Source organism: Aquamicrobium defluvii (genome assembly GCF_004363725.1).
Taxonomy (GTDB): Bacteria; Pseudomonadota; Alphaproteobacteria; order Rhizobiales; family Rhizobiaceae; genus Mesorhizobium; species Mesorhizobium defluvii.
In genome coordinates this window covers 1-14,990 of record NZ_SNZF01000040.1, presented here as the reverse complement: position 1 = coordinate 14,990, position 14,990 = coordinate 1, and the positions used below count along the sequence as shown (strand labels likewise).

19 protein-coding genes and 1 tRNA gene are annotated in these 14,990 nt (G+C 64.1%); 10 read left to right on the top strand and 10 right to left on the bottom strand.

Annotated elements, in window-relative coordinates:
- Window positions 1-6 precede the first annotated feature (6 nt).
- Together DES43_RS20165 and typA are read right to left on the bottom strand one after the other, a co-directional pair.
- A complete protein-coding gene (locus DES43_RS20165; protein ID WP_035027421.1) occupies window positions 7-621 on the bottom strand; it encodes a LysE family translocator in 615 nt (204 codons plus the stop codon).
- Window positions 622-764: 143 nt separating this feature from the next.
- A complete protein-coding gene (typA, locus tag DES43_RS20160; protein ID WP_035027418.1) occupies window positions 765-2,591 on the bottom strand; it encodes a translational GTPase TypA in 1,827 nt (608 codons plus the stop codon).
- A 213-nt stretch (window positions 2,592-2,804) separates the two neighbouring features.
- On the opposite strand from typA, the gene DES43_RS20155 reads away from it, so the two are divergent.
- A complete protein-coding gene (locus DES43_RS20155) occupies window positions 2,805-3,089 on the top strand; it encodes a hypothetical protein (protein ID WP_035027415.1) in 285 nt (94 codons plus the stop codon).
- A 9-nt stretch (window positions 3,090-3,098) separates the two neighbouring features.
- On the opposite strand, the gene DES43_RS20150 is transcribed toward DES43_RS20155, so the two are convergent.
- On the bottom strand, window positions 3,099-4,382 hold the full coding sequence (locus DES43_RS20150; RefSeq protein WP_035027412.1) for an MFS transporter: 1,284 nt from the start codon (window positions 4,380-4,382) through the stop codon (window positions 3,099-3,101).
- A 73-nt stretch (window positions 4,383-4,455) separates the two neighbouring features.
- On the opposite strand from DES43_RS20150, the gene DES43_RS20145 reads away from it, so the two are divergent.
- A complete protein-coding gene (locus DES43_RS20145; protein ID WP_035027409.1) occupies window positions 4,456-5,070 on the top strand; it encodes a TetR/AcrR family transcriptional regulator in 615 nt (204 codons plus the stop codon).
- Window positions 5,071-5,074: 4 nt separating this feature from the next.
- Here the strand turns inward: DES43_RS20145 and DES43_RS20140 are convergent, their stop codons facing one another.
- From DES43_RS20140 to DES43_RS20120, 5 genes are all read right to left on the bottom strand, one after another.
- Complete coding sequence (locus DES43_RS20140; protein ID WP_035027407.1) at window positions 5,075-7,129, bottom strand: M3 family metallopeptidase; 2,055 nt, start codon at window positions 7,127-7,129, stop codon at window positions 5,075-5,077.
- A gap of 70 nt (window positions 7,130-7,199) precedes the next feature.
- Entirely contained in the window at window positions 7,200-7,613 is a 414-nt protein-coding gene (locus DES43_RS20135; protein ID WP_035027404.1) for a DUF4440 domain-containing protein, read from the bottom strand.
- A 46-nt stretch (window positions 7,614-7,659) separates the two neighbouring features.
- Window positions 7,660-8,301 (bottom strand): carbonic anhydrase, encoded by a 642-nt coding sequence (locus DES43_RS20130; protein ID WP_035027402.1) that lies wholly within the window; start codon window positions 8,299-8,301, stop codon window positions 7,660-7,662.
- A gap of 129 nt (window positions 8,302-8,430) precedes the next feature.
- Window positions 8,431-9,306, bottom strand: coding sequence for a pyridoxal kinase PdxY (gene pdxY, locus DES43_RS20125; protein WP_035027399.1), 876 nt, complete (start codon window positions 9,304-9,306; stop codon window positions 8,431-8,433).
- A gap of 3 nt (window positions 9,307-9,309) precedes the next feature.
- Window positions 9,310-9,567, bottom strand: a complete 258-nt coding sequence (locus tag DES43_RS20120; protein WP_035027488.1) for a hypothetical protein — start codon at window positions 9,565-9,567, stop codon at window positions 9,310-9,312.
- 148 nt (window positions 9,568-9,715) lie between these two features.
- Between DES43_RS20120 and DES43_RS20115 the strand changes: the two genes are divergently transcribed.
- The 5 genes from DES43_RS20115 to ppa all read left to right on the top strand — a co-directional run bounded on the left by DES43_RS20115 (window position 9,716) and on the right by ppa (window position 13,297).
- Window positions 9,716-10,354, top strand: a complete 639-nt coding sequence (locus DES43_RS20115) for a LemA family protein (protein WP_035027396.1) — start codon at window positions 9,716-9,718, stop codon at window positions 10,352-10,354.
- Between the two features lie 88 nt (window positions 10,355-10,442).
- Window positions 10,443-11,237, top strand: a complete 795-nt coding sequence (locus DES43_RS20110; protein WP_035027485.1) for a TPM domain-containing protein — start codon at window positions 10,443-10,445, stop codon at window positions 11,235-11,237.
- The gene (locus tag DES43_RS20105; protein WP_035027394.1) at window positions 11,238-11,876 is read left to right on the top strand and encodes a TPM domain-containing protein; all 639 of its coding nucleotides are present in this window, start codon (window positions 11,238-11,240) and stop codon (window positions 11,874-11,876) included.
- An 88-nt stretch (window positions 11,877-11,964) separates the two neighbouring features.
- Window positions 11,965-12,471 carry a GNAT family N-acetyltransferase gene (locus tag DES43_RS20100; RefSeq protein WP_035027390.1) on the top strand — a complete coding sequence of 169 codons (507 nt, stop codon included), beginning with the start codon at window positions 11,965-11,967 and terminating at the stop codon, window positions 12,469-12,471.
- A 292-nt stretch (window positions 12,472-12,763) separates the two neighbouring features.
- Window positions 12,764-13,297: an inorganic diphosphatase gene (gene ppa / locus DES43_RS20095; RefSeq protein ID WP_035027387.1), complete on the top strand. Its 534-nt coding sequence runs from the start codon at window positions 12,764-12,766 to the stop codon at window positions 13,295-13,297.
- Between the two features lie 18 nt (window positions 13,298-13,315).
- On the opposite strand, the gene DES43_RS20090 is transcribed toward ppa, so the two are convergent.
- Together DES43_RS20090 and DES43_RS20085 are read right to left on the bottom strand one after the other, a co-directional pair.
- Window positions 13,316-13,630: a DUF167 family protein gene (locus DES43_RS20090; protein WP_035027385.1), complete on the bottom strand. Its 315-nt coding sequence runs from the start codon at window positions 13,628-13,630 to the stop codon at window positions 13,316-13,318.
- Window positions 13,631-13,638: 8 nt separating this feature from the next.
- The gene (locus DES43_RS20085) at window positions 13,639-13,929 is read right to left on the bottom strand and encodes a YggT family protein (RefSeq protein WP_035027382.1); all 291 of its coding nucleotides are present in this window, start codon (window positions 13,927-13,929) and stop codon (window positions 13,639-13,641) included.
- A 146-nt stretch (window positions 13,930-14,075) separates the two neighbouring features.
- Between DES43_RS20085 and DES43_RS20080 the strand changes: the two genes are divergently transcribed.
- The 3 genes from DES43_RS20080 (at window position 14,076) to DES43_RS20070 (ending at window position 14,901) form a co-directional block, all read left to right on the top strand.
- Window positions 14,076-14,151: transfer RNA gene (locus DES43_RS20080), tRNA-Ala, on the top strand.
- A gap of 89 nt (window positions 14,152-14,240) precedes the next feature.
- Window positions 14,241-14,426: a hypothetical protein gene (locus DES43_RS20075; RefSeq protein ID WP_035027380.1), complete on the top strand. Its 186-nt coding sequence runs from the start codon at window positions 14,241-14,243 to the stop codon at window positions 14,424-14,426.
- A gap of 136 nt (window positions 14,427-14,562) precedes the next feature.
- On the top strand, window positions 14,563-14,901 hold the full coding sequence (locus DES43_RS20070; protein WP_133676086.1) for a hypothetical protein: 339 nt from the start codon (window positions 14,563-14,565) through the stop codon (window positions 14,899-14,901).
- Window positions 14,902-14,990 lie beyond the last annotated feature (89 nt).

Sequence of the window (14,990 nt, the reverse complement as noted above, 5' to 3'; positions counted from 1 at the left end):
CGCCCGTCACGAGCGCCCGGCAATCGCGGCGGCGGCGCCGGCCATGGTCGTGGCGCTTATGCGGTTGGCGATCCGCATGGCGCGCCGGCTCTTCAGAAGGCGGCGCGCCTGTGCGGCGGCCAGCGCCCAGGAGACATCGATCAGCACCAGAACGACGGCCATGGTCAGCGTCAGCTCGAACCAGCCGAGCAGGGTGACGGATTGCAGGTCGACGATGGTTGGCAGCAGCGCCAGATAGAACATCATCACCTTCGGATTGCCGAGCGACACGGCCAGACCGGCGAAGAACATCTTCAGGGGCGAGCCTGCCTGCGGCAATGATTCGCCATGCGCCTCGACGGGTGCCGTCCACATCTTCCAGGCGAGATAGAGCAGATAGCCGACGCCCGCCCATTTCAGGACGAGGAAGGCGAGGTGGAAAGTCTGGGCGACCATGGCAAGTCCGAAAACCGCCAGCGAAAGCCAGATCGCTTCCCCGATCCAGAGCGCCAGAAGGAACGGAAAGACACCCCGGAATCCGGTCGAAATGACCCGCGCCACCAGCGCGGCAACCGACGGACCCGGAGACCCCGCGGCGACGAAAAGCGCCGCAGCGAAGATGAGCAAAGAGGTCAGATCCATTGCGCAGGCTCCCGGCTGATGCGGCGATCATAATCTTTTGAAACGCCCTGACCAGACGTCATCTTGCTCTTAAATCGATATGAAAAACCCGGCGCAAATGGCGCCGGGTCGTTTTTTCTTCCGTACGTTGCGGTGCGACACGATCAGGCCGCGCCGGCAACCTTCTGCTTCTCGAAGCGCTTGCGCTCATTGGGATCGAGATAGAGCTTGCGCAGGCGGATCGACTTCGGCGTCACCTCCACCAGCTCGTCGTCCTGAATCCACGACAGAGCCCGCTCCAGCGTCATGCGGATCGGCGGGGTCAGCTTCACCGCCTCGTCCTTGCCGGCGGCGCGGATGTTGGTGAGCTTCTTGCCCTTCAGCACGTTCACTTCCAGATCGTTGTCGCGGGAGTGGATGCCGATGATCATGCCCTGATAGACCTTGACGCCGGGATCGATCACCATCGGCCCGCGATCTTCCAGATTCCACAGCGCATAGGCGACAGCCTCGCCCTGCTCGTTGGAGATCAGGACGCCGTTGGTGCGGCCGGCCAGCTCGCCCTTGTAGGGCTGGTAGGAATTGAACAGGCGGTTCATCACCGCCGTGCCGCGCGTGTCGGTCAGCAGTTCGGACTGGTAGCCGATGAGGCCGCGGGTCGGGGCGAGGAAGACGAGGCGCTGGCGGTCGCCGCCGGAGGGGCGCAGCTCGATCATCTCGGCCTTGCGCTCGCTCATCTTCTGCACGACGATGCCGGCGTGTTCCTCGTCGACGTCGATGACGACTTCTTCAACCGGTTCCAGAACCTGACCGTTCTCGTCCTTCTGCATGACGACGCGCGGACGCGACACGGCAAGCTCGAAGCCCTCGCGGCGCATGGTCTCGATCAGAACCGAAAGCTGCAACTCGCCACGGCCCGACACGTAGAAGGAATCCTTGTCGGCCGATTCCTCGATGCTGAGCGCCACGCTCCCCTCGGCCTCCTTGAGCAGGCGGTCGCGGATGACGCGGCTCGTCACCTTGTCGCCTTCGGTGCCCGCCAGCGGCGAATCGTTGACGATGAAGCTCATGGTCACGGTCGGCGGATCGATCGGCTGGGCCGGCAGCGCCTCGTTCAGCGAAGGATCGCAGAACGTGTCGGCGACAGTGCCCTTGGAAAGACCGGCGATAGCGACGATGTCACCTGCCTGCGCCTCCTCGATCGGCTGGCGCTCGATGCCGCGGAAAGCGAGGATCTTGGACACGCGGCCGGTTTCCAGAACCGTGCCGTCATGATGCAACACCTTGACCTGCTGGTTGGGCTTCAGCGTGCCGCTTTCGATGCGGCCGGTGACGATGCGGCCAAGGAAAGGGTTGGCTTCCAGAATGGTGCCGATCATGCGGAAGGGGCCATCGCCAACCTTGGGGGCCGGAACGTGGTCGAGCACCAGATCGAACAGCGGTGCAAGGCCCTGATCCTTGGGGCCCTCGGGGCTGGCGGCCATCCAGCCGTCGCGGCCAGAACCGTAGAGGATCGGGAAGTCGAGCTGCTCGTCGGTAGCGTCGAGGGCCGCGAACAGGTCGAACACTTCGTTGATGACCTCGTCGGCGCGGGCGTCGGGACGGTCGATCTTGTTGATGGCGACGATGGGGCGAAGGCCCACCTTCAGCGCCTTGCCGACCACGAACTTGGTCTGCGGCATCGGGCCTTCGGCGGAATCGACCAGCACGATCACGCCGTCGACCATGTTGAGGATGCGCTCCACCTCGCCGCCGAAGTCGGCGTGGCCGGGCGTGTCGACGATGTTGATGCGGGCATCCTTCCATTCCACCGAGGTGGCCTTGGCGAGAATGGTGATGCCGCGTTCCTTCTCGATATCGCCGGAATCCATGACGCGTTCGGCGACGCGCTGGTTGTCGCGGACGGAGCCGGATTGCTTGAGGAGCGCATCGACCAGCGTCGTCTTGCCGTGGTCAACATGCGCGATGATCGCGATGTTACGGAGCTTCATAAGGTGTCTTCTCTGGGGTGCTGACGGCGGCGGCCGAAACGGGGTCGACCGCCCGCGCCATCATTTTCGGTTGGCGCGCTCATACAGGTTTTTTCGCAATTGCGAAAGTGTGCAGGCCAAAGAAATCGGCGCTTACGCTTTGTTAAGGGTCGGGATGCGATAAATTTTCGTTAACCAAGGGTGCCAGCCACCCTTTCCGAAAGGCGATTGGACATGGCCATGCCGACTGCAGCGCGAACCGGATTCTGCCTCACCATGCTGTGCATGGCCGCCGTTCTCGCAGGTGGTGCAGCACATTCCATGACTTCGTCCAGAGGCGACAATGAAGACAGGGTCCTGTCCGTCACCGCCGCCCAGCAGCTGTTTTCGGATGCGCCCGACGGCGTCGACCATATGGTCACCGGCCCGGTCAGTTCCGCCTTCCGCGAACGCCAGCGCGAGGCCGGCTGCGCCGATGCAGTGTGGCCGAACGTGCCGCTCGCCTGCTTCCCCGGCTGATCTCTCCACTCAGGCCGGTTGCGGTTCCGGATCTGATTCCGGCTTGCTGGTATCGATCAGCAGCGAGATGCAGGCCGCCGCAAGGCCGGTCAGACCCGCTATCAGGAACGCCATTTCGTAGTCGCCCTGCAACTCGTGCATGATGCCGCCGAAATAGGCCGCCGCCGCCGCTCCCACCTGATGGCCGGCCACCACCCAGCCGAACACCAGCGGACCGGCGGCATCGCCGAAACCTTCGTTGGCCAGCCGCAGCGTCGGCGGCACCGTGGCGATCCAGTCGAGCCCGTAGAAGATGGCGAAGACGATGAGCGCCGTGGCCGAGAAGCCCGAATAGGGCAGATACATCAGCGACAGGCCGCGAATGCCGTAATAGATGAACAGCAGCTTGCGCGGATCGAAGCGGTCGGTTAGCCAGCCCGACAGCGTGGTGCCGATGAGGTCGAATACCCCCATCAGCGACAAAAGCCCCGCCGCCTGGATTTCGTTGATGCCCATATCGCCGCAGAAGGCGATCAGATGGGTGCCGACAAGCCCGTTCGTGGTGAAGCCGCAGATGAAGAAGGTGGCGAACAGATACCAGAAGATGCGCGTGCCGGCTGCCCGCTTGAGCGTCGACAGCGTGTGAAGGAAAAAATTGCCCCGCGCCGAGGGCGGCACCGGCGGCGCATCGTCCGCATCCGCGCCATAGCGCACCAGCCCCACCGAGGATGGCCGCTCCGGCACCAGAAACCAGACCAGCGGCAGCAGTGCTGCGGTCGCGATGGAAACGGTAAGCGCCACCGGCCGCCATCCGCCCGACTGGGCAAGGGCAGCAAGCAGCGGCAGGAACACCAGCATGCCGGATGCGCTGGACGCCGACATCAGCCCCATGACGAGGCCGCGATTGGTCTTGAACCAGCGATTGACGATGGTCGCGCCGAGCACGGTCGCGACCGCGCCGGAGCCAATGCCGGAAAGGATGCCCCAGGTGAGCACCATGTGCCAGGGCTGCGTCATCCACAGGCTGAGCGCCGTCGCTGCCGACATCAGCACCAGCGAGGCCATCAGCACGCGCCTGAGGCCGATGCGCTCCATCAGCGCGGCGGCGAACGGACCGGCAAGGCCGTAGAGGAAAATGCCGACCGCGGCCGCAAAGGATATGCTGTCGCGCCCCCAGCCGAGGCTTTCCTGCAAAGGCAGCATCATGACGGCCGGGGCGGACCGCAGACCGGCCGCAATGAGCAGGCACAGGAAAATGACGGCGACGACCACGAAAGCGTAGCGCTGGCCAAAAGGTGCGGATGTGCTTATCATGTAACTGATCGGTACGTTTCAATTCTGCAAGCTGTACGTACCGATCGGTAACATTGTCAAGTGAACTTCGCTGATGGCACACGACAACAAAATCGAAGGCCACAAGGCCGAAAGGGATCGCCATCCGGCGGCGGCGGCGGAGAAGATACTCGATGTCGCGCGCGACCTGTTCTACCGCCAGGGCATCAGGGCGATCGGCGTCGACGAGATCGTCAGGACGGCGGGCGTCGCCAAGCCCAGCCTCTACCGCGCCTTCTCTTCCAAGGACGAGCTGGCCGCCTCCTATCTCAGGCGATACGACCGTGAATTCTGGGAGCGGTTCGACGAGGTTGTGGCGGCGCATCCGGGCGATCCGCGCGCCCAGATTCTTGCGTTCCTTACCCGTGCCGGGAAACGCACGCAGACCCCGTCCTATCGCGGCTGCGGCATGACCAATGCGGCGGTGGAATATCCCGAACCCGACCATCCGGCCCGCAAGGTCAGCGAGGACAACAAGCGCGAACTCCGCCGGCGCCTCCGTGCAATGGCGGTCGAGATGGGAGCGGCCGACGCCGACACGCTGGGCGATGGCCTGCTGCTTCTGATCGAAGGCGCCTATATTTCAGGCCAGCTCTTCGGGCCCGGCGGCCCGGCACAGTCGGTTGCGCGCAACGCCGAATTGCTGATCGGGGCGAGCCTCGCGAAGTGAGAGCCTACACCAGCCCGCGCTTGACCATCATCGCTTCCGGCGACGGCATCTTGCCGCGGAAGGCCGTGTACAGAGCCTCCGGATCCTTCGAGCCGCCGGCCGCATAGATGTTCTCGCGCAGGCGCGCGGCCAGTTCGGGATTGAAGGGATCGCCGCTTTCCTCGAAGGCGGAGAAGGCGTCGGCGTCGAGCACTTCCGACCACATGTAGGAATAGTAGCCGGCCGAATAGCCGTCGCCTGAGAATACATGGGCGAAGTGCGGCGTGCGGTGGCGCATGGCGATGGTGTCGGGCATGTCGAGCCCGGCCAGCGTCTCGGCCTCGAAGGCCAGCGGCTCCTGCGGCGCGTCGGGGCGCGCATGATAGGCCATGTCGACCAGCGCCGAAGCGGTGAACTCGACAGTAGCGAAGCCCGCGCCGAACGTCTGCGCCGCCAGCATCTTGTCGAGCAGCGCCTTCGGCATCGGCTTGCCGTCGCGGTAATGCAGGGCGTGCTTTGCCAGCACCTCCGGCACGGTCAGCCAGTGCTCGTAGAGCTGCGAGGGCAGTTCCACGAAATCGCGGCTGACGGATGTGCCCGACACGCTCGGCCACGTCACCTCGGTCAGCATGCCGTGCAGCGCATGGCCGAACTCGTGGAACAGGGTCTTGGCCTCGTCCATGGAAAGCAGCGCCGGCTCGCCCTTCGGCGGCCTGGCGAAATTCATTATGTTGTATATGATCGGCGTCGAGCCCTGACCCAGCTTGTAGCCGGATTGCAGTGAACTCATCCATGCGCCCGAGCGCTTGGACGGGCGCGCGAAATAGTCGGCGAGGAACAGGCCGCGTTCCGAACCGTCGGCGTTCCTCACGATGAAGACGCGCACATCCTCATGCCAGGCCGCGATGCCTGTCTTTTCCTCGAAGCTGATGCCGAACAGGCGCCCGGCCACATCGAAACACGCGGCAATGATGCGCTCGAGCTGGAGATAGGGCTTCAGCTCCGCCTCGTCGAAGGCGAATTTCTCGGCGCGCAGCTTTTCCTGATAGAAGCGCCAGTCCCATGCCGCGAAGGGCTCGTTGCTGCCGGCTTCCGCAGCCAGCCGCTCCAGTTCCTTCTGGTCCTCGCCGGCCTTTTCCAGCGCCTTTTTCCACACCGGGTCGAGCAGGTCGTGCACCGCCTTCGGCGTCTTGGCCATGGTGTCGTCGAGCTTCAGCGCGGCAAAGCTGTCATAGCCGAGCAGCTTCGCCTTCTCGGCGCGCAGCTTCAGCATATCGCGCACCAATTTCGTATTGTCGCTCGCGCCGCCGTTCTGGCCGCGCATGGTGAAGGCGCGCCATGCCGCCTCGCGCAGGTCGCGCCGCTCGGAAAAGGTCGTGAAGGGCTCGTAGATCGAACGCGACAGCGTCACCGCATAGCGCCCCTCCTGCCCGCGCGCGGCAGCCGCTTCGGCCATCGCGCTTTTCAGGAAATCCGGCAGGCCGGCAAGATCGCCCGCGTCGAGGAAGAGCGCCCAGTCGCGCTCGTCGGCCAGCACGTTCTGGCCGAAGCCGGTGCCGAGCGACGACAGTTCCTCGTTGATGGCTGCAAGGCGCTTCTTGCCCTCCGCGTCGAGCTTCGCGCCGGAGCGCACGAACCCCTTCCAGCTCTTTTCCAGAACCCGCAGCGTCTCCGCATCCAGTCCTAGGTCCGCGCGTTTCGCATACAGCGCATCGATGCGGGCAAACAGCTTTTCGTTCATGGAGATGGCCGAGAAATGCCGCGACATCTTTGGCGAAATCTCGCGCTCCAGCTTCTGGATGGCCTCATTGGTGTTGGCGCCGGCCTTGCACCAGAAAATCGACGAGACCCGCTCCAGCGCCTGACCGGAAAGCTCCAGCGCGGCCAGCGTGTTTTCTAACGTCGGCTCTGCCGGATTGCCGGCGATGGCCTCGATCTCGGCTTCGTGAGCGGCGAAGGCCGCATCGAACACAGACCCGAAATCGGCATCGGAAATGCGGGTGAAATCAGGCAGACCGAGCGGCCCCTCCCACGCGGCAAGCGGATGGGTGGAAAGGTCGACGGTTTTCGCAGCGGACATGAGGCACCATTGGGCGGTTGGAAATCTGTAGCCCCGATGTAGGCTTGCCGGCCGCCGGGTGCAACCGCCCTCACCAGGCGTCGCAGGTGTCGGCGACTTCCGCCTGCGAACTTGCCGTGATGCGACCTTCGCTGATGGCGAAGGTTTCCTGCATCAGCATCCGGTTGCCGGGGAAGTCGTAGCAGACCATGACTGTCGCGACGCCGTCTTCTTCCTTCTCCAGCCGGTGACGGATGGTGCCGCCGGCAACGGCGCTCTCCCACTCGTCCATGGATTCGAGAAATTCTTCCTTGTTCTGAACGACATCGAGGTCATCGAGACTGATGCGCGCATCTTCGGAAAGCAGTTCGGCCAGGGCGGACCTGTCCGCCCTGAGCAGCGCGTCGTACCAGCGCCCGATCACCTGATCGTCGGCGCGCACGGCACCCGACACAAACAAGAGCGCAATGGCAACCGCCGCCAAAGCCGTCCGGATCGAAGACATGGCCGGCTCCCCGAATGATCCTCGTCCGCCCCGAACACGAACGGCCTCAATCCAGTTCCGGCCGCTCGAAATCGCCGGTGTCCTTGTTCATCACCCACAATTCGCCGGTGGAGATGTCGAACCATGCGCCATAGAGCGTCAGCCGTCCCTTGCTCTCCAATATGTTCACGCAAGGGAAGGTGCGCAGATTGGCCAGCGAATAGCGGATCGAGATGCGCTCCAGCGCCGTCTGCCGTTCGGACGATGTCATCAGGGTACTGGATGCCACGGTTTCAGCAGCCGGGCCGATCATGCTCATCCACTTGCCGATGAAATCGCCGGGGGAAAGCGGCGCGTTGTTGCTGAGCGCGGCCTTGATGCCGCCGCAGCGGCCATGGCCCATCACCACGATGTTCTTGACCTTCAGGCTCTGCACCGCGAATTCGAGCGCCGCCGACGTGGCGTGGAATTCGCCGTCCGGCTCATAGGGCGGCACCAGATTGGCCACGTTGCGCAGCACGAACAGTTCGCCCGGCCCGCTGTCGAAAATGGTTTCGGGTGCGGAGCGCGAATCGCAGCAGGCGACGATCATGGTTTCGGGATGCTGCCCCTCCCGCGCCAGCGAGACATATCGGCCGCTCTCGGAGGCGTACCGGCCCTGCATGAAATTGCGATAACCGTTGAGGAGGTGTTCGGGAAGATGGGTCATGGCCGGGCGGTTGCTTTCCGATAGGGATGGCGGACAGCCTGTGTTGGCTGTCGCCGGTCTAACGGCAAAAAGCCTCGCCGATCAACGAAGAATCGCGCAGGCCGGAAAGAAAATTCCGGCATCGCCCCATCAATTGTGACCGGCCGGCTCGGGATTGTGAAGGACGACGTCCGCCGACGGGTGCAGCAGGCTCTGCGCATCGGTCTCGATCTGCAATTCGTTGCTGCCGCGCGCCGCCGCCCTTTGCAGCACCTCATAGACCGAGGCGGTCGTGGCGTGCAGCGCGGCGCGCGCAGTGGACTTGCCAAGCACACGCGCCAGATAGAGCGCGGCGGTAAGGTCGCCGACACCGTTCGGCGGATTGCTGACCAGATCGTGCTCGGCGAACAGTTCCTGCCCGCCTTCGACCAGAAGATTGCCGACCCGGCCCGCAACCGAAGACGGCGAGGAGGTCACCAGCATCGTTTCAGGCGGCGCGGCCCGCGCGGCCTCGACCAGGGCTGCCAGGTCCGGCAGGTCGCGCCCGGCCATCCAGGCCAGTTCATAGCGGTTCGGCGTCGCGATATCGGCCAGAGGCATGAGTTGGTCCCGCATCGCCTCGGCCACCTGCCGCGGGACGTAAAGGCCGCCCACATCGCCCATGACCGGATCGCAGGCATAGAGCGCTCCGGGATTGCGCGCCTTGACGGCCCGCACCAGCGAGGCCACCGCTTCAGCCTGCCGGCAGTCCCCGAGAAAACCGGAAAGCACGCCTTTCACCTCGCCCAGCCAGCGCGAGCCTTCCAGATCCATCAGCAGCGATGCGAATTGCTCCGGCGGCGCGACGATCCGTGTGCCCGGCCCATGCCCCGGATGCCAGGGCAGGATGACCGTCGGCACCGCCCACACGGGAAATCCCAGCGCCTCCAGCGCGAACACCGCGGCGCGATTGCCCACCGTGCCGCGCGCCACATGGCTGGAGATGACGATGACGGCCGGCTTCGGCTCGGGAAGGTATGCGGTCATGCTCTATCCATTGCTGAAGACGAGGCGGAAGAGCCACACGGCCAGCCCGATCATGATCGCCATGCCGAGCACCCGGCCAATGCGCGTGCCCCACGTCTCGATGCGGTCTTCCGGATCGGCGTCCGCGGCGCTCAGGTGAGCGCCGACCCTTTTTGCCGTGCGCCCAGCGAGAGACGTTCCGGAAGGATCGGTTTCGCCGGAGACGCTTTTCAGGATGCGGCGCGATTCCCGTTCCTGCTGCCTGTCTCTTTCTGCGGCCATGGCCTCGATCCCTTGCAACGGGCGGTTTCCTGCGGGCGTATTTCCATCCTTCCCGCCTATAGCACGGCTGACTTGCATGGCAGGCATTTTCTCCGCGCCTCTTTGTGCTATTTCTTGGTCCACCATTCACAGTTGAGGGACTTCTCCCATGCCCGCCCCGTGTCTCGCACTTCCCCGGCCCCTGCGCCTCCTGCCTGCATTCCTCATGATGGCGCTGCTCCTGCCCCTGCTGGCCGGATGCGGCTACAACACCATTCCAACGGCAGAGGAGAACGCCAAGGCGGCATGGAGCGAGGTGCTCAACCAGTATCAGCGCCGCGCCGATCTCATCCCCAATCTGGTCGAGACGGTGAAGGGTTATGCCAGCCACGAGCGCGACGTGCTGGAAGGCGTTGTCGAGGCGCGCGCCAAGGCCACGCAGGTCACGGTTTCTCCTGAAAACCTGTCCGATCCCAATGCGTTCAAGGCGTTCCAGGACAATCAGGCCGGACTCACCAGCGCGCTGTCGCGCCTGCTTGCCGTTGTGGAGAACTATCCCGACCTGAAGGCGAACCAGAACTTCCTTGCGTTGCAGGCGCAGCTCGAAGGCACGGAAAACCGAATCGCCGTCGCCCGCCGCGACTACATTCAGGCAGTGCGCGACTACAACCTCACGCTGCGCACCTTCCCCTCGGTCATCTGGGCGACGATCTGGTTCCGCTCCAACCAGCCGTTCCAGAATTTCTCGGTGGACGAGGACAAGATGCAGGCGCCGCAGGTGAATTTCGGCACCGGACAGGGCGGCTGAGCCAGCCCCCGTCCCGGTCCGGCAGCCTGAAGTGACGATGCGCCATCCCCTCGCCTTCGCGCGAACCCTTCGCCCCGGCTGCGCCAGCATGCTGGCTGTCCTGCTGATCTGCCTCGCCCTGCCGGCAGCAGCGCTTTGCGCGGCACTGCCGGCCCTGACCGGCCGCGTCGTCGATCAGGCCGGCATGATCGACGCGGCGACCCGTGTCCTGCTGGAGCAGAAACTGGCGGACTTCGAAGCGGAGGGGTCCGACCAGATCGTCGTCGCCACCGTCGCAAGCCTCGACGGCGAGGCGATCGAGCCTTACGCCAACCGCCTGTTCCGCGCCTGGGGACTCGGGCAGGCGGGCGAGAACAACGGCATCCTGCTGCTGATCTCGCGCGACGACCGCAAGATGCGCATCGAGGTTGGCTATGGGCTCGAAGGCACGCTGACCGACCTGCACAGCAAGCTCATCATCGAGAACGACCTCGTCCCGGCCTTTCGTGCGGGCGACTACTCCGGCGGCATAGAGAAGGCCGTCGACGACATCATCATGGTGTTGCAGGGCAATCCCGAGGAGCTTGAAGCGCGCGGGGCCCGCAACCAGAAGAGCGGCGACAATGCGGAAGACTGGATCGTCATCGTCTTCGTCACCATCTGGGCGATCCTGTTCTTCGGCGGCTTCGCCATGGCGATCCTGCCGCCGCTGTTCGGCGAGAAGATCGGCCCCGGCCGTTATCGCTGGATGGGCATCGTATTCACCGTCAATCAGGGCAGCTCCTCGCGCAGATCGCGCGGCGGCGGCTGGTCTTCGGGCGGTGGCGGGTGGTCTTCCGGCGGCGGCGGATTTTCGGGCGGCGGGGGGTCGTCCGGCGGCGGCGGCGCATCGGGAGGCTGGTAGATGGCGACACGACCCATAGGCGAAGCCGGGCGCGAGCGCGTGGCAGCCGCCATTCGCGAGGCGGAATCGAAGACGGACGGTGAAATCTATTGCGTCGTCGCCCGCCAGAGCGACGGCTATTTCTTCCCCGCCGCCTGCATGGCCATGCTCGGCATCCTGCTGGCCAGCCTCGCCGTGGCCTTCATGTCCGAATACTGGTGGGTGTCGATCCGCCTGCCCCATTTCATTCTGAAGCAGATCGCTGCCGTCGCCGCCGTGCTGGCCATCCTGTGGCTGGTGCCGGCGCTGCGCATCCACCTGGTGCCCTGGCAGATGCGCCACCGGGCCGCCAGCAACAACGCGCGGCGCCAGTTTCTCGGGCGCAACGTGCACAGGACCGCCGCCCGCACCGGCGTGCTGATCTTCGTTTCGCTGGCCGAACGCTACGCGGAGGTCATCGCCGATGTAGGTATCGACAGCCGTGTCGATCCGGCGGTCTGGGAGGAAACGGTCGCAGACCTCACCGACCACGCCCGGCAGGACCGGCTGGCGGATGGCTTCGTCCGGGCCGTGGGGTCGGTCGGCAGGGTGCTTGCCCTCCACTTCCCCGCCTCGCCCGACAACCGCAACGAACTCGACGATCATCTGATCGAGATCTGACGGCGGTTCGCGCCCTGTGCGAAAGCCGCGCCGGAACCCGGCGCGGCTCTTGCGTTCGGCTGCGACCGGGGATTATGGTTAACAAACCATGAAAACCCTGACCGTCGACATCCGCAAAGCCGAACCGCGCGACGCCGTGGCGATCGCCGGCGTGCATCTGGAAGCATGGCGGGGCGCCTATGCCGGCATCATCCCGCACAGGGCGCTGACCTCGATGATCAATCGCCGTGGCAGCGACTGGTGGGCCAACGCCATTCGCCGCACCGCCACCGTGCTGGTGGTGGAGATCGGCGGCGTCATTGCCGGCTATGCCACCATCGGCCGCAACCGCGCCCGCGAATTGCCCCAGCAGGGGGAAATCTACGAACTCTATCTGCGCCCCCAATATCAGGGGATCGGCCTCGGCAGCCGCCTCTTCACCGCCGCACGCCGCGGTCTGGCCGAGCATGGCCTGAAGGGGCTTGTCGTGTGGGCGCTGGAGGAAAACGACAATGCGCTGGCCTTCTACGCCGGCGCCGGAGGCCGCGACATCGCCGAGGGCGTGGAAATCTTCGACCACAAGGCTCTGAAGAAGATCGCCTTCGTCTGGGATTAAGACATGTCGCCCGAAATTCGCGACAACGCCATGCGTAAAAACAGGAACTTGAAGCGCAGGGAGCGAATCTGAAAGATCGCGATACGCTTCAGGAACGGCTCCGGTTTTTACTTCCGAATGCGCAATCAGTGCGTTCCGTCGCATTGCGTGCAGCATCAAGCCCCGCTATTGCGACGCACAGGACGTGATGCTGCTTCCTCCCCGATGCAGTCTCCTCCCTGATTTCCACCCCTTCCCGCGGCCGCACTCAGGAGCGCCTTGCCGGGAAACAGCAACGCCATGAGGCCCATACATGCGCATCGACGCCATATCGCCCGGAAACAATCCTCCGGAGGACGTGAACGTCATCATCGAGGTTCCGGTCGGCGGCGAGCCGATCAAGTACGAGATGGACAAGGAGGCCGGCACGCTCTTCGTCGACCGCTTCCTCTATACGCCCATGCGCTATCCCGGAAACTACGGCTTCGTTCCGCACACCCTTTCCGGCGACGGCGATCCGGTGGACGTTCTGGTGTGCAACACCCGTGCGCTGGTGCCGGGGTGCGTGATCAATGCCCGCCCGATCGGCGTCCTGATCATGGAAGACAACGCCGGCCAGGACGAGAAGATCATTGCCGTGCCTTCGCCGCACATCACCAGGCGCTACGAGAATGTGCGCGACTACACCGATCTGCCTCAGATTTCGCTCGACCAGATCGCCCACTTCTTCGAGCACTACAAGGATCTGGAGCCCGGCAAGTGGGTCAAGATCGGCGGCTGGCACGGCGTGGACCGCGCTCGCCAGATGATCGTGGAAGGTCTCGATCGCGCCCGCGCTTCGAAATAGGGTATCCGGCAGGCCCTGCTATCGCGACAGGGCCTGCTTCAGCTTCTGCTGCAAGTCCTGCGCTTCGCCGCTTATGCGCACCGTCTTGAGACGCGCGGTGCCGCCCGCCACCACCTCGACAGTCGTCGCCGGCACCCCAAGGCTCTTTGCGACCAGCTTTTCCAGCGCCGTGTTGGCAGCTCCTTTTTCGGGCACGGCCCGGACACGCGCCCGGGCATGGATCTTCCCGTCAGCCGACATGTCCACGCCGCAAAGCTCGTCCCGCGACGATTTCGGCGTCAGCCGCACATAGAGGTCGAGCCCGTCGTCACGCAGCTTGCAGGGCAGGTTCAACGCTTGCCCTACAAAAACAGCGGCGCGACGCTCATGAGCAGGAACTGCCGCACGAAGAAGATGACCAGCAGCAGGATGATCGGCGAGATGTCGATGCCGCCAAGATCGGGCATGAAACGGCGGATCGGCCGCAAGGCCGGCTCGGTCAGGCGAAACAGCATGTTGCCGATGGTGCCGACGAACTGGTTGCGCGGATTGACGACATTGAACGCGTAGAGCCAGGAGAAGACGGCCGAGGCGATGATGATCCACCAGTAGAGGTCAAGCGCCAGGACGATGGTCTGGATGAGGGCGATCATGCGGGTCTCCGGTTATCCCCGACATGTAGCCATTGCCGCCGGGGCGGGCAAGTCCCTGCCGCACGCTGCGTACATGGCGCAAAAGACGCAATTGCTTGCTTGACAGCCCCTGCCCTCGGCCCATAAATGCGCCATTCCCGCTGGATGGGGCTGTAGCTCAGCTGGGAGAGCGCGTCGTTCGCAATGACGAGGTCAGGGGTTCGATCCCCCTCAGCTCCACCAATCTTCCTCACGTCCGGTCATGATCCTATCGGCTGTTCCTTTGCGTACGGCGGGTTGAGTACCTGCCTTCATGCCGTTATACGGACTGCATGACCGGCGAAGAAAAATCCCAACTGCAAGCCTTGTCTCAAACGCTTCGAAAGGAGCAGGCGGCATTGCTTCTGGCGGCGGCCAGAAACGGCGCCCTGCCCAGCAACAGCACGATCCGGCGCGTTGCCTATCTGGAGCTGAACATCGCTGCGATCGAAAACACGATCGCCGATCCGGTCGGCTGACTCTGATTCCGGGCAAACCACGTCCGGAGCGGCAACGCGGGAAGCCGAGGTGGCCCGCCAGATCGATCGCAGCTGCAATGACGCAACGCCAACACGTTAATGCGTTCTTCAGCCTGCTCGCTTATGACGCGGCTGGATGAGTTTCTCAAAGCGCGCGGACCATATGCCGTTTCCGGCCAGACAAAGCGGAGTGGAACTGGGCGTTCTGCGCGACCAGCTCGCCGATCTGCGAGACAGTCTGCTTATTTCGATGCCCATCAGCACCATCCTGTCGGTGCTGATCGTCATCGTCAAATTCATCTCCGGTTTCGACTGGACTGTCCTCGTCTGGCTTGCCATCGTCAACATCATCAACGCCGGGCGCATCTTGCTTGCGATGAAACAGCCCCGGGGAGAAGAACTCGAAACAAGCGGGTATCCCTCGCTTGTGAAATGGCTGCGAGGCTATATGGCGCTGGCCTTTCTGGCGTGTTGATTTCCGCTGAGAGCTGACCCGGGATTGAGGGATTTTTCCATTGAGAAGTGACCCATGTTTGAACCCACCCCTGCTGGTTGATTGCAGGG